Genomic DNA, 19,259 nt, shown 5'->3' on the forward strand with positions numbered 1-19,259 from the left:
GCTGCGGGACCGAAGTGTCCGCCGGACTGATGCGAGAGGGCCGAGGATCGTCAGGAGCAGCCCGTTGTCGAACTGGGTCAGCCAACTGTCATCGCCGAAGCGGCGAGCGCCGGCCGCAAACCCGTTCAGGTCGAGCTCGACGATGAGCACCCGTTGGCTCAGCTCGGCCATCCGCTGCGCCATCAGCCTGTTCCCGGTGACCAGCCGCTGAAGCTAGGGCCAGAGCCTCCGCAACCGGTGGCCAGGCCGACCCGGGCGTAGTCACCCATCTCAGCAACAAGATCGGTCTTGCGGGGCCGGAAGGCCCATCCCTCGGCGATCTGGGCGAGCAGGTAGTCGACGCTGCTGCGCACCGTTTGCTCGACTGGCGAGAAGCCCCACAAGGTCACGCCGGTGGCGAGAAACCGTAGATTCCTCGTTCGTCGGCACCCGCCAATTGCGCACTATTATTGCGTCCGTGGACGACCCGGCATACACCTATGATGTGGCGGTCTCCTTCGCCGGCGAGCAACGCGCCTACGCCGAGCGGTTCGTCCGCGCGTGCGAAGGGCTCGGCCTCAAGGTGTTCTACGACCGCAACATGACGACCGAGCTCTGGGGACGGAACCTAATTCTCGAGTTCCGCAAGACGTATGGCGGCGCCCAGCCCCGCTTCTTCGTGCCGTTTATCTCGAACGAGTACCTGGTTAAGCCGTACCCGAAGGACGAGTTCAACGCCGCCCTCGAGCAGGCTCAGCAGCGCCCCGACGTCTACATCCTTCCGGTCCTCGTCGGCGACGTCAGCGTGCCCCGCGAGCTACTAGGCCCCGCGATCGCCTACCTACAGGCCGACGACCACTCGCCGGCCGAGCTGGCCGACCGGCTGGCCGCAAAGCTGAAGGAGACCCGCGCGAACGCGTCGGCACCGCTGAGAGCTCCTCGCCTTGCACCGACATCGTTCGCCCCGCGGGCGATGCTTGAATCCGCACTCGACACCGTCGAATCGCGTTTCCGCCGGTCGGCCGCGGCTACGCTCGAACCCTTCGGATACTCGTGCGAGGTCGGCCGGGACGAGCTCGGTGTCGACATCCGGGTCACCCGGGCCGTGGAGCCGGCGTGCAGCCTGAGCCTATGGTTCGACGTGAACGGCGTGTTCCGCGACCGTGACCGGCTCTCGATGAGCTTCGGGTGGCCGAGCGGGACGAGACACGGCGTCAACGGCTGGGTGTCTGCTGTCTGGGACCGGCAGGCCGGGTTGCCCAAGGTGCAGGTGACCGACCTGAGCCTGGGTGGCAATGAGCAGGTGCTCCCCGTCGACGAGTTCGTCGAGGCGCTCTGGGGTAAGATCATTGACTACCTCGAACGCCGCGCACGATGACTCCGATGTCCCGCGGCTCGACGTCGCTGGCGCGGGATGCCGCGACCTTGGCCCGCAGCGCGGCCGCCAGTTGCTCCGGGGAGTGCTCGTCGGCTCGTAGGTACCCGATGTTCGGTCCGAGCAGGTTGGCCGGAACGCTGACATCGCCGACAACGACCGGGAGGATGTAGTCGTCACCGCGCTCGACGGCGGCGGACATGGCCCACTCGAGGGCATCGCGCGGTCGGGGCTCACTTAGGTACTCCTCCGAGAAGAAGGGCACGAAATACCGGGCGCTCCGGCCGTACACCCGGCGCCCTTCCACAATGAAGTTCTTGCCCCACCATTCGTATGTCATCTCCTTCTCGAAGAAGACGCACAAGCCGGTCGCCCGCACGGCGGACACCGCCAGTTGAACGTATTCCGTCTGCCGTTCGGCGCAGGAGAACGCGACGTCGTAGACCGGTGCCCGCGCGACCTCGTCCCGGTGCATCGCCACGGCGGCGGGTGCCGCGATCTCCCCCGGCACACCCTTCCGCAGGAGCGCGGTCGCCAGGTCATCGGCCTCGATCACCTGCTCGGGACCCGCGGTCTCGGCCCAGATGCGATATGTCTGCGTCGCCCGCGCCCGCTCCCAGAGCTCCGCCGTCTTCGCGTCGAGCCACCGCCGGGCGAACCGGCGCAGGCGGCCCGGATCGACCGGTGAGACGTTGAGCCCGGATCCGTCCAGAGCGGAGCCCAGCGCGGCCAGAAGCCGATCGTCCGAAAGCTCCTCGCAGAGCTGGACCAGAACCCGGATCTCGGTCAAATGCCCTCCCCGGTACGCGGCCTCCCCAGCTTATAAGCTGAGGCTATGATCGAGGCCCAGCGCCGCTTCGACCTGCTCACCCAACGGGCGAGGCACGATGTGATCGAGGCGAGCGTCGAGCACGCGCGAACGCTCTACCGGCAAGACCAGATGGAGCCCGGCCTCGCCGCGCAGTTCCGGGCAGCCGCAGCCGCGCTCGCCGGCGAGGGCACCAACGCCGACGACACGCGGCGCGCGTGGTCGGCCCTTCGCGAGCGAGTCAGGGACGTCCACGTCTCCCGCCGCCTCGCGGAGATCACCGACTCGCTGGTCCTCGGAGCTACCAGCGGCGGTGAGGTCTCGACCGCCACCCTAACGTTCCCCGACAACTCGTATCTGATCATGATGGATCATGGGTTGTCCAACCTGACCTGGCTCATCGCCCAGCTGTTCGTCGTGAGCCGCCGAACCCCGCTGCTGGGCCATCCGCCGCCCGGCAACCCGGTCGGCATCACGGCGGCCGCGCAAGCTCTCCGGTTGACTACTGCACGGATCGCCGGGGGCGGCCGGGCCGGGGTCAACCCGTCGCTCGTGCTCGGCCGGGACGAGCTTGCACTGGCCGGAGCCCTGGTACGCGAGATCGACATCTTCGTCCTGGCGCACGAGGCGGCGCACATCCTGCTCGGGCACTTCAGCGAAGACCATTCCGGTCTGACGGCCGTCGGCCATCCGAGTCAGCTTCTCGGCCGCCGCCCGCACGAGGAGACCGCGGCCGATCTGTTGGCGGTGACGCTGCAGCTCGACGACATGCTCTCCACCGGAGAAGGAGACGACCGAGTCATCGCCCTGCGACTAACCGCGGTACGCCTATTCCTCGCCCTGCTCGAACTGTACGAGCGGTCGATGTTCGTTGTGCAGCCGACGAGCCACCCTCCCGCCGCCGCCCGCTGGCGGACCATTGTGTCGGAACGGCTAACGCGCTGGTTCGACGACTCGGGCAGGCTGCAGTACGACGACATCGAGCTGGTCCGGACGCTCCGCGAGCTCGACGCGATCCCGCGGCTCAGCGACGCGGCCGCCGTTCACAGCGGCATGGGCGAGCGACTGGACCGCGCGCTGTGGAGCTTCCATGAATGGAGCCAGGTGGCCGCTCTGGGGCACTTTCTCATGCCGGCACCGGCCGAGGCTCTTGCGGCGCTGACCCGGTGGCCGGGCTGGCCCGCGGACGCCGACGTCGAATCCGAGATTGCCGGCCTGGTGGCCGAGGTCCTGGCCGCCGAGGAGGCGCGGGCGATCGTGCGGGCCGCGGTCTCCGGTGAGCAGGTGGTCAGCCGCCTGGCTGCGGCGGCCGGCCTGACCGCCCGAGCCGATGCGGCCAGGAAGGATGCGACCACCCACACGGATCCGTTCCCGAGTTGGGCGATAGCCGCGATCGCGATCGACGCCCTCACCGAAACGATTGCCCGGTGGCAGCGTTGACCGCCATTGCCCGGCACTGGGTCGTGTCGGCTCGTGGCACCGATGCCTCCGCGACCGAGTTCTGGTTCACCGGCCGGCGTCGCTCCCTCGACCTGATCGGCGAATTCACCCGCGAGCGTCGGCCCGGGCTCCTCGTCGTCACCGGCATGCCGGGTGCCGGCAAGTCCGCGATTCTCGGCGTGTGTGTGTTGAGGAGTTTAGCGCCGTCGGCAATGCCCGAGGCGATCCGGCTCTCGACCCCAAAATGCTCGATCGACGTGGCCGTTCACGCGCGCGGAAAGGACGCCGACACCGTTCTGGCTGAGGTCCTTCGCGGGCTCGATGCGCAGTCGAACGCCGTCGAGATACGCGACCGGATCGACGAGACGATCGAGCGAGGTGCCACGCCGGTCTGCGTGATCGACGCGATCGACGAGGCGGAAGATCCGGACGGTGTGGCGGAGGCGGTCGGCTGGCTCTCCCGGCGAGCCACCACGGTGATCGCCGTACGACCGCACGCCCCGGCTGCAACGAATAGCGAGGTGCAGCTACCGGCAAGCCTACAGATTTGGCACCCGATCGTCATCGATCTCGACCGCGATGAGCATGCCTCCGCCCGCGACGTCGCCACCTACGTCGCACGCCGGCTGCGAGCCGACACCGGACGGCCGGACGGGTACGGCACCACCACCTGGGAAATGGATGTCCTCGTCGATGTGATCGGTGGGGAAGTCCACGAAGAGGTCGCCGCCGGAAACTTCCTCGTCGCCCAACTCGTGACCGAGGAGATGCTGGTCGTTCCTGTGCTCGGTGATCGTCGCCGGGGCTGGAGCGAGGCACTGCACTGGCCGAGGAAGCTGGAGGACTGGATCGGGCGCGACGTCTCGCGCCGGCTGGGTACGGCCGGCGCGGCCGACGCGCGGTCCGCGCTCGCGCCCGTGGCACAGTCGCTGCGTGGCGGTCTGCCGCTTGACCTCTGGCGGGTATTGCTGCCCATGTTCGGCTCCACCGGCAATCCGGACCTAACCATCGCGTCGGTGACCAGGCAGCTCGGTTTCTATCTGACGACACCCGCGCCCGGGCGATACGCGATGCGCCATCAGCAGTTCGCCCGGCACTTCGCCGCGGGACTCCCGCCCGGCCGCGGCGACGAGATCTTCGTCGGTGTCCTCGTCGACCGCGTCCCCCGTGCCGGCGGTGAACGGCCGAACTGGGCGAAGGCCGAGGCCTACACGGTGCTCAACCTGCTCGGCCACGCCCACGGCGCCGGCCTGCTCGGCGCGGTGATCGACGACTATCCGGCCTGTCTGGCCCGCGTCGACCGGCTCTCGGCCACCACGGTGCTGTCGTCCGCCGTCGAGCCTCAGTGCCGGGCCGCGGCCGATGTGCTGCGCCGCGCCGCGTACGAGTCGTCCGACGACTACGGCCGGCGTGCGGCCGCGCTTCAGGCCCACGCGGCGCTCGCCGGGCACGACGAGCTCGCGAAAGCCCTGCTCGACCAGGCGGGACCGCACCTGCCCTGGTCGGTCAGATGGTCGGCGGGCGCGCCAGACACCTCCCCGATCGCCGTCGGGGTCGCCCGGCGCTGCCAGGCCGTCATTCCAGTCGCGGCCGGTGCCGCCGCCGAGCCGCCGAGCGTGATCTTCGCGCACGCCGGCGGCCGTTGCTCCCTGCACGAGGCCGCGAGCGGTCACGAGCTCGCCCCAGACATCACCATCGGGCCCATCGCCGCCACACCGCCAGTCCTGCGCGCCTGGCGGACGCCGACTGGCCTGGTGCGGCTCGCCGTTGGCTGGCCCGACGGTCGCATCGCCGTCTGGGCTCTGACCGGCCGCTCGGCCGGATCGGTAATCTGGCACTGCTCGATCGGCGCCGAGCTGAGCGACCTCGTCCGGATACCGGGGCCACAGGGCACGGATCTCATCGCCGCGCTGGCGGGCGGCGCCCTCACCGTGCACCCGCTGCGGCCCTCCGAATCCGCCGCCCCGACACCTCTCTTGCAGGACAGGTGCTCGGCCTCGCTGATTCTGCCGTTGGAACCGGCGGGCGGAGCTGCTGCCTTCCTGACCGCCGGCGCCGACGCCGACCTGATCGCATGGCGGATTGGCTCGACGATCCAATCGTCGGTCCAACGCCGGGCTCCGGTTCGGCACGATCGTGGCGGGCGGTGATGCGGATCCTGCGTCCTCAGCAACGCTGGTGAGTCCGTCGAGGCCGTCTGGCTGAGCGCCCAACTGCGGGACACCGGATTGCCCGAGAGACTCGACGACGGCGGACGCACCGTGCCCATCGCGCTCGCCGTTCATCGCGGGACCGCGACCGCCGCCTTGGCCGACGGCAACGGAATCGTCCAGGTCTTCCGTCTCCGGCCGGGTGTTCCAGCCAGCCCAATCGGCCACCACGACACCGGGCACGTCCCCTACCGCCTCGCCTTCGCCGACCCGAGGGCCACCACGCTGGCGGTCGGAGGCTGGTCCGGCTCCATCACCATCCTGAGGTCGGCAGTCCAGGGCCGGCCCGCGGTGCTCCGCATGCAGCACGGCGAGCCCGCCGTAGACCTCGTCCCGCTCGGCGAGACAGATCAGTCGATGCTGGTGGCTTCCCGTGGAATCACCGGCCTGGCCCGGGTCTGGTCGGTTCTGGCGTCGTCGGGTGCCGCCGCCGAGCCGCCGGTCACCTCGATGACCGCAGTTGCGGCCGACGAGCGGCAACTGTTGTTGGTTGCGGCCTCCGCCGGGGCGGAGAGGCTGCGCTGCTGGGCGGTCGACCCGGGGCGGGGACGGGCCGAGGCGTTGCCGGATATTCACCATCTCGGGGGCGCCTCTGTGGTGACCGCGGCCCGCCTCGGTGACCGGGCGTGGCTCGCCACCGCCGGCGAGACTGGCACGGTGCTCTGGACGGTTACCGAGCGCCTCGATGTCCGCATCGAAGATACCTATCCCGCGGACCAGCCCGACGTCGAGCATGTGGTACTCGGCGCGAACCCTCGGCTGGTCCTCGGCACGGCCGGGCCGGAACATCTGCGCCTGCGGATCGCCTCCGGCCCGAAGCTGGTCGATCCGGAGGACGAATGCGTGACAGCGCTGGTCGCCGAGCAGATCGGCGACCGCCTGCTGGTCGCGGCGGGCAACGACGACGGTGAGGTACGGATCGTCGAGTTCGACGCACCTGCCGTCCGTACCGTGCACCAGGGTCGCCCGGTGGCGGCCGTGGCCCTGCTACTGGTCGGCGGCAATCTCACTATTGTTGCCGCGGACCGCTACAACGGGCTGGTGGCCGTACCGGAGACGGCCATCGAGGGTATCCCCTGGCAGATCAGCCACCTGGTCACGGTGCCGGCGTCGCGAGGCCGGCGCCTGTTCGGCGTCGCCGACCGGCCACCGCGCCTGTTGAGCTGGGTGATCGGCGAAGACGGCCGGCTCCGCCTCGACCGCACCTTGTCCGGCGAGCTGCGGGGCGATCCGCGCCAGGTTGCGCGAACCGAGTCCGCGATGGCGGTGGCCGACGGCGGAGGCCAGCTACTACTGGTCGACGGGGACGCCGCGGAAGTCACCGCCGCGAACCTGAACGTCACCATCGACGCGCTCGCCGGCATACCCGGCACGGAGATGTTCGTCGCCGCCCGGGGCGGGCGCCTGATCTGCGTCGCCAGGAACGACGGCGGCGCTTCAGCCGGGAAGAGCCAGGCGGCGGGCCCCGGCTAGTCGGTCCTCGTGCTCGTCAGCGGCCTGCCTACAGCCGTTGGCGCCTGACTGTCCCGCTCGACCACCACCACCCCTCCCGCCAACCCCACCCCTCCAAAAAAGAAGACCACCGCGAAGAAGGTCTTCGGCGGCTTCTTGACCGGTGCCAAAAACGCAATCGTCAGCCCGATCGTCGACACCTTTGACGCCATCAAGAACAGCTGGGTAACGACCTACAACAACGCGAACGCCGTATACAAAGGCGACATGTCCCTCACCGACGCGCTGTGGGACACAGGCAAAATTTTCGCCGAAAACTACGTTTCCGCTCTCATCAGCCCGGCTGTTGCGATCAAGGACATCTACGTCGGCTGGTGGAATGCATGGTCGAACCTGGCCGAGGGAGACGTCGAAGCAGCCGTAGCAGCCGGCACGGAATCAGGAATCGGCGCGGCAACTCTCGCAGGTGGCGCTCGCTTCGGATTCAAAGGCAAAGGTGCGTGCACACACAGCTTCGCACCAACTACCGGCGTCCTCCTCGCTAATGGCACCACAAAAGCCATCGCCGAGGTCAAGGTCGGGGACCTCGTCCTCGCCACCGACCCCGAAACCGGAAACGACGAAGCCAAACCCGTCACCCAAACCCACACCAACCAAGACACCGACCTCACCGACCTCGACCTACGCCTAGCCGACAACTCCACCACCATCCTCGAAACCACCCAACACCACCCCTTCTGGAGCCAAACCAGAACTGAATGGATCAGCGCAGCTAAACTCCACCACGGCGAGCAGCTCTCGACCATCGACGGGGCCAGAGTCACGGTCGAGGCCGTCCGCAACCACCGCGGCGATGAACAGATGCACGACCTTACTGTTGCCGACATCCACACGTACTATGTGATCGTCGGGGACACGCCGGTCCTCGTCCACAACTGCGGCAACACTCCTCCGGGCGTTAGTTGCAGTTGTTCACCGGCGACCGGTGCGGGCCCGAATGTTCCGCCAATTCGGGTTGAGGGACCGTGGACTCGTGGCGATATTGGCCGCGGTGCACACGGCTTGCGCCCGAATCATCTGGGCGACCGGATTGAGATTCACCACGCGGATCAAATGCCCGGATCGCCAATTCATGAATTGGATCAAGTTGTGCATAGAGGGCCCGGATCCCAGCTCCATCCGAACGCGAATAATCAGGGCGTTACCGGGGCGATGCGAGCGGAAGACACGCAACTACACTGGTGGTACCGCTCGCAGGAACAAGGGTGGGGACAGTACGGGCCTGACCTTTGGTTCGATAACTGGCCTGGCTAGAACGCGACAGGGAGACAGTGATGGAGTTCGAAGAGTTTGAAGTCCAGGTTAACGCCTTCCACGCAGAACGGGCGGGTAGGAAGTACCCTCCTGGATTTCAACTCTTCGACTCCTGGACCGCGACAGATGATGATCTTGCTGGGGTGGAAGCGGAACTAGGGACGCAGCTGCCATCGAAATACAAGCGATTCATGCGAGTGTTCGGCGGCGGTGTCTTTTCGTTTGTAGAGTTGCTGCCCGCCAAATCGCCAGATGGCCGCATTGAAGATCTATTGTCTGTGAATGCAGGGGCATACGCTGTCCCAAATTTTGTAGCGGTTGCGCCTGTCGGCACCGGCGACTGGTGGGGATTCGTCTCCGAGAATGGTGTATGTCGTGACCAGGTGAGCTTCCTTGATCATGAAGACGGCAGCATCCGATATGACTCGGATGACTTCTATGAGTTCGCCTCCATAAAGGGACTTCGGATGGGTCGCTGATATCGAATGAGTACCGCGTTCGACCGGTCCTGACGTCGTTGCGAACCGTAGTGACGTCGCAACTTGGCGAGCTGACCTGCGTGATTGTTTGCCTGGGGCTGGTCTCACGGATGCTGCCGTACTAGTACTCCAGCCGCACTTGCCTGATCTAACGTTTCAGCAGCTCACGGTGATGATCTACGTCGGAGTTGCGGCTGCCGTGTAGTTGCGGATGTCGATGCTATCCGGCGGGCGGGTATGCGGTCGCACCGTCTGTCTGTTGTGGTTGGTTGTAGGGCGGGCAGGCTGCCGTGCTTGTGTTGATTGATGAGATTGTGGGCTGGCGGGTGGGTCTGGATGATCTGCTGGCGCGGTTCGCGCACCGGTTCGGGCGTGCGGAGCCGCGCCGGCAGGCGCTGGCCTGTCTGGTCGGGTTGCTGTCGCCGTTGGCGAGCAAGAACGGCTGGACCTTGGCCGAGGCCGCCGGCGACACCACGCCGAATCGGATGCAGCGGCTACTGAACCGGTCTGCGTGGGACCCGGACGCTGTTCGCGACGACTTGTTCGCCTACGTGTCCGAGCACCTCGGCCATGACGACGGGGTGTTGATCGTCGACGAGACCGGGTTCCTGAAGAAGGGGGTCAAGTCGGCGGGGGTGCAGCGCCAGTACTCCGGGACGGCCGGGCGGACGGAGAACTGCCAGCTCGGGGTGTTCCTGGCCTATGCCAGCCCGGCGGGGCGCACGCTGATCGACCGGGAGTTGTATCTGCCCCGCCGCTGGTGCGACGATCCCGCCCGCCGCGCCGAAGCTGGCATCGAGGCGGGCGTCGGGTTCGCCACGAAGCCTGCGCTGGGGCTGCGGATGCTCGAGCGCGCTCTCGCGGCAGGGCTGCCGGCGCGCTGGGTGACCGCGGACGAGGCATACGGGCAGGACTCGAAGTTCCGGACATGGTTGCAGCAGCAGCGCATCGGCTATGTCCTGGCCGTGCCCCGCAACCAGCGGATCCCGACCACGGCCGGCAACTCCCGTCCGGACGTTCTCGCCGCCGCCGCGCCGGCTCTGGCGTGGAAGCGTCGTAGCTGCGGCGACGGCGCGAAAGGGCCACGGCTCTACGACTGGGCCGTGGCCTCTCTGCCCGGCACCGTCAGCGGATACGGGCATTGGCTGTTGATCCGCCGCAGTATCACCGACCTCACGGACCTGGCCTACTACCTGTGCTTCGGCCCCGCCGACACCCTCGATGAGGACCTGATCCGCATCGCGGGGACCCGGTGGGCGGTCGAGGAGTGCTTCCGGACCGCCAAAACCGAGGTCGGTCTGGATCACTACCAGGTGCGTCGGTACGACGCCTGGTACCGGCACATAACACTCGTCCTGTGCGCCCACGCCTACCTCGCCGTCACCGCCGCACAGGCCAAAAAGGGGGCGCTGGATCCGATGACGGCCTCATCCCTCTCACCCTCGGCGAGGTTCGACGTCTCCTGGCACACCTGATCACCACCGTCCGACCCTTCGACCACATCCATCGATGGTCACGATGGCGACGACGACACCAGTTCCGCGCCAGAACAGCCCACTACCAGCGAAGACTCCAACTTCACCAGGTGCGGCTGGAGTACTAGACAACCGCCGATCTACCAGAAGCTCGCTTCGTATCGATTCCACTACGCCGCGCTTCATCGCCTTGCGACTACGCGCCCTGCCGAGTCCCCGGACGCTCACTGAGGATTTTGTCAAGGTGCGTTGCTGTCTGCACCGAGCCATCGCGATCGCCGAAGCCATCCTCGTCCTGCACCACGTCGAACTAGCCGCTACGCAGGATCGAGTGGCTGACGAATCCAGACATCGGTAGTCGAGTCTGTTGCAGCTCTTGTCGACAGAGAATACCTTACCGCTATAAGCGGCAAGGAATAGCGTGAAAGTGGCGGACTCTCGACAAGCTGGGCGTGTGGTTGTAGGTCATCCTGGTATGGTGATGCCCCCTTTCTTCCCTGCGTCCAGGCCGAATAGATGCCTAAATCTCTCTCAACTTTGTCCCGATTCGTTCTGCCACTTTTATGGCGATTCGCTCCATAGGTGAACGGGGCATCCCCATGCAGGATACGGAAAACACAGAAACGTATCGCGAAGAGACTCTAAATCGGACTAGGGGTCACAGTGGGGGGCGTGCCGGTATGCCGCTGCCTGATGTGACTCGGCGTGAACGTCAACCACCTGCCCACTATGTCATATCGTCTAGTGACTCCAGTGGGCGTCTTGCCGACCGTCGTGTCGTGCGCGCTCTTGGCTGGGCGGCCGGCGACCGAGTCACCATCGCCTGCCAGGACCACCGAATATTCGTCCGGCGTTATCAACACGGCACCCTCACGATCGGAAGCCACGGATACCTTCGGATCCCTGCAACCATTTGTCACCGCCTCCGGATCAAGAAAGGGGACCGGCTACTAGCGCACGGCGACCCGCAACATGGCTTACTAGTGATCTCTACCGTTGATCTGCTGGAACACTACGCCCGGCAGTGTCAGTAGGTGGTGCGATCGTGGACAAGGACGGTTCAGAAATCGCAGCCTTGGATGCTGCCCGGCTGCTGCTCGCACGAATGGGCATTTCTCCAGACCGGTTGATAGCAACAGCGGCGTCGCCTCAGCTGATTCCGACCTTCGACGACTACATTGAGCGTGTGTCGAAAGCCGTCTCGCACGGCACCCTCCGAGTCTATGCCAGCTACTGGAATAAAGTGCGGGAGGCGTGGGGAACCCGCCCGATCACCGAACCCACCCCACTGGAGATCCGACAGCTCGCCGAAACAGTCAAGGAGCAGCGGACGATTCGACGCAACTCACGCGGCGGACGGTCAGCGGCAGAACACCTCATCTCAGCACTGCGATGCCTCTACCGTCACGCGGTAGCCGACGGCCTGATATCCGACCACGACAACCCCTCGAAACGGGTCCCGAAGCCGCGACGCCAGACCAGCATCCGTCACGCCCTGTCAGATGCCCAACTCCGATCCATCAACGAGGTAGCCGTCACGACCGGCAACGACCCTGACCTCGACGGCCTGCTCCTGCGGTTCCACTAAGAGACGGCCTGCCGACGCGGTGGAGCGCTCGCCCTGTCCCGAGCCGACCTTGACACAGACCAGTGCGTGGTGGCCCTACGGGAGAAGGGAGACACGCTCCGCTGGCAGCCCATCTCACCGACGCTGTCCGCCCGGCTGTCCGAACTCGCCGGTGAGCGCGGCGGCGTGAACCCTGCCGACCGACTATTCAGATACTGAGGTTCCCCCGGTAGCTCGGAGGCTTTCGATCATGCTCTGATGGAGCTGAAGGGAGTCATCCGTGGCAGCACCGAAGAAGTATCCCGATGAGCTGCGTGAACGTGCGGTGCGGTTGTATCGGGAGTCGGACCCGAAGCCGGTGATCCGCCAGCTGGCGCGGCAGCTTGGGGTGCATCACGAAGCGTTGCGGAACTGGATCCGCCAGGACGAGGCCGACCGGGGTCATCGTGATGACCGGCCGACGACCTCGGAGGTGGAGGAGTTGCGTCGGCTGCGGCGGGAGAACGCCGAGTTGAAGCGGGCGAATGAGATCCTGAAGGCCGCGTCGGCTTTTTTCGCCTCGGAACTCGACCCGACCCGGCGACGGTCGTGACGCTCGTCGACGAGCTACGCGACCGCTTCGGGGTCGAGCCCGTCCTCCGGGTCCTCAACGTGGCCGTGTCGACCTACTACGGGTGGCTCGCCCAGGCAGCGAACCCGTCACCGCGACGGCGCGAGGACGCGGACCTGGCGGTGAAGATCGCGGAGATCCACGATGTGTCCGGCGGCACCTACGGCAGTCCGCGAGTGCACGCCATGCTGCGGCGCCAAGGCCGCCAGGTGGGCCGCAAGCGGGTCGAGCGGTTGATGCGTGACGCCGGCCTGCAAGGGGCGTTCCTGCGCAAGAAGTGGCGCATCCCCTCGACCCGGTCGAACCCGAAGGCGACACCGGCACCGGACCTGGTCAACAGGCACTTCACCGCCGCGGCACCGAACCGGCTGTGGGTCGCCGACGCCACCCGTATCCCCTGCGGCGAGGGCGTGTTCTGGCTCGCCGCGGTGCGAGACGTGTTCTCCAACCGCATCGTGGGCTGGCGGTGCTCCGACCGCTGCGACACCGACCTGATCCTCGGTGCTCTCGAGTACGGCATCTGGTCCCGCGACGTCCGCGACGGCCAACTGATCCACCACTCGGACAGGGGCTCGAACTACACGTCGTTCCGCTTCGCGCAACGCCTGGCCGACAACGGGATCCTGCCCTCGATGGGCTCAGTCGGCGACTCGTTCGACAACGCCCTGATGGAGAACTTCTGGTCGACGTTCAAGATCGAACTGGTCTACCGCAACTCCTGGCGCACGCGCGACGAAGCAGAGAACGCGATCTTCACCTACATCGACGGCTGGTACAACACCCGCCGCATCCAGAAAGACCTCGGCTGGCGATCCCCAGACGAGTACGAAACCGCCTGGCGCACCCACCAGGCCCGACAGGACCAGACGGCTATCGTTCAGCCTGAGCCCACCGGCGCCAGGTAACCAACCCTCCGGCAAACCGGGGGAACCTCATACCGATCAGGTAAGCCCATCACCCACCGCCGGTACGACCACCTATGGCAGCGCATCGGTAGACACCTGCCGTGGGTGCGCGTGCAACAAATCAGCACCCACTGGCTCCGTCACACCACCCTGACGTGGGTAGAACGGAACTTCGGATACGCGGTCGCCCGGGCGTTCGCCGGACACCACGGCCGGTCGGACGCGGGCACGACCATCACGTACGTGCGGGCCGACATCTACGACATCGCCCAGGCCCTGTCGGCGCTCACCGGCGAGAATCACCCACTCGCCTGGCAGGCACTGGATGAGACCGTGAGGAAACCGACGCCACCTGCCTGAACGGCCGCACGATGGAAAGCGTTGGCGTCGTGTGCGCCAGGTACTGAGACGACTGTTTCGGCCCGTCCGGGGGATTCCACCGATTCATTGAGCGCGCGGAGACTGGCGGCGTGAAGTCCGTCGCGTGGTACGGGGATCCGGCTGGTGAGGTGGAGGGACTTGTTGCGCGGCTGGCGGCGCTTGACGGTGATGCCTATCGCGAGCGTCCGCCCGATCGGGTGAGGGTTGTTGTCGGTTCTGACATGCCGGACGCCGAGCGGCGGTGCCAGGCGCTTGGCGGACGAATACCGGTCGCCGCCGATGTGGTCATTAGCGCGTGCCCGCTCGCGCAGTCGATCCTGGATGCCGACTCGTTGCTGGAGCCGATTCGGCCGATGCCGTCCACCGTCTGTGGTGGGAGCGTGTCAGCAACGACCTGTGGCCGCTGCCGCTGCACTACGACAATGCCGACACGTCTTGCGATCGCTCCTTCGCCTCGGCGTCGGCGTCGGCGTTGTTGGCCTGGTTGCCCGTAGAGCGCGACGCGGTCAACGCGGGCCAAGACCAAGCCACCGGGCACGGCCTGCGCGGCCTCACACCCGACGCGTCGGACCCGTCGAGAGGGGCAGGCGGGGATGTCGCCACGCTCAGGCCGCACATGCCGCCATGGCGCGCGTCGTGCGGTAGGTGCCCCGCGAAATCGGACAGCCCGACTACCGACGTGCAGTCCGTGGCAGTGGCAACCGCCGCAACTATGCCACGGCCAGCGCCGGGAGGAATGCGTCGCCCGCCCCGCTGGCCTCGACCACGAACCACTGGGGCCGCTACCCTCCCCGACTATTCGCCACCGCAGTACCCGGCACCGTGCGGCCTCGCCAGCAGGACCACGTGCGAGGACCGAGGCGATCGCCGCGGCACCACCAGCGGCTCTACCCGATCGAGGTCGAGATATGCGGCAGCTCCAGCCTGGTTCATCAGGAAGGCGCCGGACTCCCAGCCACCGGTCGACGTCAGGAGGCGGCAGAAGATTGCCGATCGAAACCTCGGAGCGCCGACGTCGGCAACCGGCGCTGTTCCTGCTGGCCGCCCAGGCAGGCGCTATCGGGTGATTTGTTCGTTGCTGGGTGTGACGTTGTGGCTGGTGCCGGACATAAACACGGTAGGAGGTGCCATGGACGTCGCGGAGAAGCAGTTCACCGAGTTGTACGAGCGTCATTACGGGGACGTGTGGCGGTACGTCGCTCGGCGGGTCGGCGGGTCGGACGTCGGTGATGTTGTTGCCGAGGTCTTTCTTGTCGCGTGGCGACGTCTGCGTGACGTTCCGGCGGGGTCGGCGTTGCCGTGGCTGTACGGGGTGGCTCGTCTGGTGCTGTCGAACGAGGCCAGGGGCCAGCGGCGGTGGCAGGAACTGGCGCTGAGGGCCGCGGCGGAGCCGGACCGGTCGGTGAGCGTGGATCATGCGGACGAGGTGGTCAGCCAGCGTGACGTCGCGGTGGCGTTCGGCCGGCTGTCCGCCGCGGATCAAGAGATCTTGCGGCTGGTGGCTTGGGAACGGCTGAGTGTCGCTGAGGCTGCGGTCGCTCTCGGCCAGTCCCGAGCGACGTGTGCGATGCGGCTGATGCGGGCTCGCCGCCGGCTTCGAATGCAACTGGACGTGGTGGGTGACGGGGTGCAGCGGGCAACGCGGGCGACGCCGTCGATGTCGAATTGGGGTGCATGAGATGAAGGCCGTCAATGAGGTGCGCCAGCTGCTGGGCGGACTGGATCCAGCACGACACGTGCGTCCAGCCGACGAGAACAGCCGCGTGCGGGATCTGGGCCGCATCCTTGCCTCTGATCGCGTTGTGGGCAGCGTCAGGCTAGGGCATCCGCGGCGCCGTTTCGTGTTGGCGGCGGCCGGGGCGGCGGTCGTGGCGGTGGCGGCTGGCGGGGTGGCGCTGGAGATGTTCCGGCAGCCGCAGCCAGCGTTCGCGGCTACGCCGGCGATCCTGAACTACGGGCCGCCCGTGAGCGAGGAGCCGGCCAGCGCCCGGTTGCGACGCCTGGCCGCGCTGGCGGCGGCACAGCCGGCAGCCCAGCAGCCGGCGGGGACGGTGGAGTACCTGGAGTCGACGAACTGGTTCCTGAACTCGTCGATCTCCGGCGGCCGGACGACGTCTGCTGTGGTGCCGCAGCAGTGGCGGTCCTGGCGAACCGATGACGACGCCGGGCGGATGGTCAAGAAGGAACTGCCGCCGTCGTTCCGGACTGACGCCGACCGGCGGGAGTGGTGGCAGCGGGGAGGTGGCCGTATCGACTCCTCAGAGGAGGTGCGCGACTTCGCCACCGGTGGCTTCTACAGCCGCTTCCAGGGTTCGGTACCGACGGACGCCGGGGTACTGCGGCAGTGGCTGACGGCGGGTGCCTCGGCGCACGAAGCGCCGGTGCAGTATCTGGAGGACGTCGCCGAGCTCGCCGGTGTGCGGTTGCTGAACCCGGCGCAGCGCGCTGCGGTGCTCCGGTTGCTCTCTGATCTTCCGGGCGTCACGGTGAGCGGGAGTGTCACGGACCGGGCTGGGCGTCCCGGGGAGGCGTTCTCGATCGTGTCAGACGCTCACGGCCTGCCTGCCCAGTACACCGTGATCGTCGATTCCGGCACCGGCGCGCTGCTGGGGTATGAGGAGATGTTGACCACGACGGCGGGAAAGCTGAACGTGACTATTCCTGCGGTTATCAGTTACCGGTCCTACCTGGTCGCCGAGTACGCCGCAATGCCGCGTTGACAGCGTTTGGGTTGGTGGCGCCGAAGACGCCACCAACCCGAGGGTCGAGGCGGTGCCGCTCAGGTCAGCACGTCAGCCGTGGATGTCCTCGGCCCTGTCGTTGTAGCTGCCGAGGTTCGCCGACGCGGTGCAGGCACCCATATTGCGGTTGTCGCCCGCTCCGTCGCCAAGGGTGGCGTTGTCGCTGCCCGAGCACCCGGTCCAACTGCCGCCCTGATCTCTACAAGATCCGGGCGATTCACTCAACCCCAGCCGCGCGAGGTGCTCGGAGCCAACAGCTGAAGTCTCCACAGAACCCGGGGCGGTTCAGAGCGCGGACGGCGGCATGAGCGGATGGTCGATCACTCGCTAAGGAATGCGATCAGGGTCCTGAGGTACTCGTCTGGAACGGTCTCGTGAACTAGATGGCCGGCAGCGATCGTCGTCAGCTGGGCGTCGGCCAACCGGTCGGCGAGTTCGGCGACGTGCTCCTGTGGGACCGGGCTCGGTGCTCCGCCACCGATGAGCAGCGTGGGTGCCGTGATCCGGTCGACGATGTCGGCCCATCCTGGATCTGGATCGTCGATCTCAGGCCGGACCTGCTCCACCATGTGCCAGTCGAAGGGCAGGTCCCCCGCAGGACGGTCGGGAAGTCCCGGCGGCCGAGGGTGCGGGAAACCGATGTCCTCAAGTACGAGTTTGCGGACGTGTCCCTGCGGTTCGGCGGCAACTCGACAAGCCACCAGACCGCCGAGGGAATGGCCGCCCAAGTCCACCGTGCCGATGTCCAGTTGGTCCAGGATGCCGATGACGTCTTGTGCGAACAGTTGCAGGCTGTAGGTGCCGGGCCAATCACTGGCGCCGTGGCCCCGCAGGTCGACGGCGTATACCGTCCGCTCAGCACACAGGTCCGAGGCGATCACGTCCCAGTCGCGTGCAGTCTTTCCGGTGGCATGGAGCAACACGGCGGGCGTCTTGTACTCGTCAACGGCTTGCCATACCCGCAGCGCGAAGTGCAAATCCCCGACCACGATGTCCATCAGCGCAGGCATGCCCTGAGCCTTTCCTACCGTCGCCTACGAGTTCAAGACGTTCCGCCGTGGGCAGACCCACACGCTGCAGGTGGTGGGTACGGCCACCGGCCACCCCGCTTGCTGGTACTCGGCGTAGCGCCCAGATGCGGCAGATCCGGATGCACCCGTGGTCCGGCTGACGTCACACGACGGCCGTCACAGCCAATAGCAACCCGGAGTCGACGTCCAACGGGTTGCTGGTGCGTAGGCTGGCTTCCAAAGCAGCCGCCGCGTCACGTTCGGGCGAATCGGCATGGCACTCGCAGTCCAGCCACTCCGACGCGTAGTAGGCGTCGCCGATCACGCCGAGGGGGTAGCCGAGGGATGGGCTCAGCCGCGCCAGTTCCCGGACCGCCGCGAACTCGTCAGCGTCTTTTCGCGCAGCTACCGCCTGCCCAACCAAACGCCCGACCAACTCAATGGCCTCGTCTGCGGGCAACTCAGTGATCGAAAGTTCAGCCAGCAACTCGGGCACCAACTGGTCCACAAACCAAGGCGACGCCATCCGAGACAGGCCGGCAAGCTCCGCGACCCCTTCCCCCTCCGCCCCTTGTGCGAGCAACTGAGCGGCTACACCTGGCCATCGACTGCTCAGTATGAGCCCAAGTTGGTGCGCACAACCAACGACGCGACGCTCATCGATGGTGAGCACTCCGTTCACGTCACTGCCTCCGACTTCGCCACCATCCGCACCCAACATCATGCCCCGACGTCCGGGACGCCCGACGTTCGCTATTCGGCTACGATCGGCCGCCAGCACGCGCCGATTCCACCTTCGATCACGAGCGCTACCGCGGCAGATCCGGACGGTCCTCGCGCACTGAGAGACTGAGCCGATGCATGCGGCGCCCAAGCTTCTCGACGAGATCTACGCGCTCATCGACAAGCTGCAACCATACGACGACCTTGAGGCTCGTCATCGTCAGGAGTCCCTCGCCTGGCTCCGCGAGACCGACGACGTGTTCCGCCGCGTAAAGCCGCGGACCCCCTCGCCGCACCTGGTCGCTTACTTTCTCCTGCACGACGACCTGGATGGAAGTGTCCTCCTGGTAGACCACATCAAAGCCGGCCTGTGGCTACCCGCCGGCGGTCACGTCGAACCCGGCGAGCACCCGGCAGACACCGTGCGGCGCGAAACGGCGGAGGAACTCGGTGTCCCAGCCTTGTTCCTCCCCCAACTTGGTGAACGTCCCCTCTTCCTCACCGTCACGGAGACCGTCGGCACGTCGGAACAACGGCACACCGATGTCAGCCTGTGGTTCGTTCTAGCCAGTAGCCGCGATCAGGTATTCACCCCCGACCCCGGCGAATTCCGAGGTATCCGATGGTGGACTCCCCAGGAGGTCAGTGACGCTGACCCTCACACCCTTGACCCCCATATGGGACGCCTGATCTCCAAGCTCGCCACACTCTGACCGAAGCCATGCCTACAGAGCGCCGGCTGTCGCAGACAGCCCCGAGAGCCCGGCTGGTCCTACGGCGATGTCCACCT

The 19,259-nt window shown here is 66.7% G+C and carries 18 protein-coding genes; 14 read left to right on the plus strand and 4 right to left on the minus strand.

Annotated features, from left to right (window positions below; all coding sequences use genetic code 11):
* Positions 1–182: 182 nt before the first annotated feature.
* Positions 183–353 carry a hypothetical protein gene (locus Vse01_RS21015; protein WP_170863521.1) on the minus strand — a complete coding sequence of 57 codons (171 nt, stop codon included), beginning with the start codon at positions 351–353 and terminating at the stop codon, positions 183–185.
* A 104-nt stretch (positions 354–457) separates the two neighbouring features.
* Between Vse01_RS21015 and Vse01_RS21020 the strand changes: the two genes are divergently transcribed.
* A complete protein-coding gene (locus Vse01_RS21020; protein ID WP_170863520.1) occupies positions 458–1,357 on the plus strand; it encodes a toll/interleukin-1 receptor domain-containing protein in 900 nt (299 codons plus the stop codon).
* Here the strand turns inward: Vse01_RS21020 and Vse01_RS21025 are convergent.
* Complete coding sequence (locus Vse01_RS21025; RefSeq protein ID WP_093407737.1) at positions 1,326–2,144, minus strand: hypothetical protein; 819 nt, start codon at positions 2,142–2,144, stop codon at positions 1,326–1,328. The genes Vse01_RS21020 and Vse01_RS21025 overlap by 32 nt on opposite strands.
* A gap of 45 nt (positions 2,145–2,189) precedes the next feature.
* On the opposite strand from Vse01_RS21025, the gene Vse01_RS21030 reads away from it, so the two are divergent.
* From Vse01_RS21030 to Vse01_RS21085, 12 genes are all read left to right on the plus strand, one after another.
* Positions 2,190–3,602, plus strand: a complete 1,413-nt coding sequence (locus Vse01_RS21030) for a hypothetical protein (RefSeq protein WP_093407734.1) — start codon at positions 2,190–2,192, stop codon at positions 3,600–3,602.
* The gene (locus Vse01_RS21035) at positions 3,590–5,752 is read left to right on the plus strand and encodes a hypothetical protein (protein ID WP_093407732.1); all 2,163 of its coding nucleotides are present in this window, start codon (positions 3,590–3,592) and stop codon (positions 5,750–5,752) included. The genes Vse01_RS21030 and Vse01_RS21035 overlap by 13 nt, the downstream gene beginning before the upstream one ends.
* A 78-nt stretch (positions 5,753–5,830) precedes the next feature.
* Complete coding sequence (locus Vse01_RS21040; protein WP_093407729.1) at positions 5,831–7,285, plus strand: WD40 repeat domain-containing protein; 1,455 nt, start codon at positions 5,831–5,833, stop codon at positions 7,283–7,285.
* 135 nt (positions 7,286–7,420) lie between these two features.
* A complete protein-coding gene (locus Vse01_RS21045; RefSeq protein ID WP_139233186.1) occupies positions 7,421–8,578 on the plus strand; it encodes a polymorphic toxin-type HINT domain-containing protein in 1,158 nt (385 codons plus the stop codon).
* A gap of 20 nt (positions 8,579–8,598) precedes the next feature.
* Positions 8,599–9,057 carry an SMI1/KNR4 family protein gene (locus Vse01_RS21050; protein ID WP_139233185.1) on the plus strand — a complete coding sequence of 153 codons (459 nt, stop codon included), beginning with the start codon at positions 8,599–8,601 and terminating at the stop codon, positions 9,055–9,057.
* Between the two features lie 299 nt (positions 9,058–9,356).
* A complete protein-coding gene (locus Vse01_RS21055; protein ID WP_093408105.1) occupies positions 9,357–10,532 on the plus strand; it encodes an IS701 family transposase in 1,176 nt (391 codons plus the stop codon).
* Between the two features lie 1,045 nt (positions 10,533–11,577).
* The gene (locus Vse01_RS21060) at positions 11,578–12,120 is read left to right on the plus strand and encodes a hypothetical protein (RefSeq protein WP_139233183.1); all 543 of its coding nucleotides are present in this window, start codon (positions 11,578–11,580) and stop codon (positions 12,118–12,120) included.
* Positions 12,121–12,379: 259 nt separating this feature from the next.
* Positions 12,380–12,691, plus strand: coding sequence for a transposase (locus Vse01_RS21065; RefSeq protein WP_093407718.1), 312 nt, complete (start codon positions 12,380–12,382; stop codon positions 12,689–12,691).
* Positions 12,688–13,614 carry an IS3 family transposase gene (locus Vse01_RS21070; RefSeq protein ID WP_093407715.1) on the plus strand — a complete coding sequence of 309 codons (927 nt, stop codon included), beginning with the start codon at positions 12,688–12,690 and terminating at the stop codon, positions 13,612–13,614. Before Vse01_RS21065 ends, Vse01_RS21070 begins: the two co-directional genes overlap by 4 nt.
* A gap of 111 nt (positions 13,615–13,725) precedes the next feature.
* The gene (locus tag Vse01_RS21075) at positions 13,726–13,974 is read left to right on the plus strand and encodes a hypothetical protein (RefSeq protein ID WP_232511346.1); all 249 of its coding nucleotides are present in this window, start codon (positions 13,726–13,728) and stop codon (positions 13,972–13,974) included.
* A gap of 1,150 nt (positions 13,975–15,124) precedes the next feature.
* Positions 15,125–15,673: an RNA polymerase sigma factor gene (locus Vse01_RS21080; RefSeq protein WP_093408102.1), complete on the plus strand. Its 549-nt coding sequence runs from the start codon at positions 15,125–15,127 to the stop codon at positions 15,671–15,673.
* Position 15,674: 1 nt separating this feature from the next.
* Positions 15,675–16,715: a CU044_5270 family protein gene (locus Vse01_RS21085; protein WP_093407713.1), complete on the plus strand. Its 1,041-nt coding sequence runs from the start codon at positions 15,675–15,677 to the stop codon at positions 16,713–16,715.
* A gap of 341 nt (positions 16,716–17,056) precedes the next feature.
* Here Vse01_RS21085 and Vse01_RS21090 read toward each other — a convergent pair whose 3' ends face one another.
* Together Vse01_RS21090 and Vse01_RS21095 are read right to left on the minus strand one after the other, a co-directional pair.
* Positions 17,057–17,746, minus strand: coding sequence for an alpha/beta fold hydrolase (locus Vse01_RS21090; protein WP_093407710.1), 690 nt, complete (start codon positions 17,744–17,746; stop codon positions 17,057–17,059).
* A 163-nt stretch (positions 17,747–17,909) separates the two neighbouring features.
* Complete coding sequence (locus tag Vse01_RS21095; RefSeq protein ID WP_232511345.1) at positions 17,910–18,254, minus strand: hypothetical protein; 345 nt, start codon at positions 18,252–18,254, stop codon at positions 17,910–17,912.
* A 349-nt stretch (positions 18,255–18,603) separates the two neighbouring features.
* On the opposite strand from Vse01_RS21095, the gene Vse01_RS21100 reads away from it, so the two are divergent.
* Complete coding sequence (locus tag Vse01_RS21100) at positions 18,604–19,182, plus strand: NUDIX hydrolase (protein ID WP_093407707.1); 579 nt, start codon at positions 18,604–18,606, stop codon at positions 19,180–19,182.
* Positions 19,183–19,259 lie beyond the last annotated feature (77 nt).

The organism is Micromonospora sediminimaris (genome assembly GCF_016863575.1).
GTDB classification, from domain to species: domain Bacteria; phylum Actinomycetota; class Actinomycetes; order Mycobacteriales; family Micromonosporaceae; genus Micromonospora; species Micromonospora sediminimaris.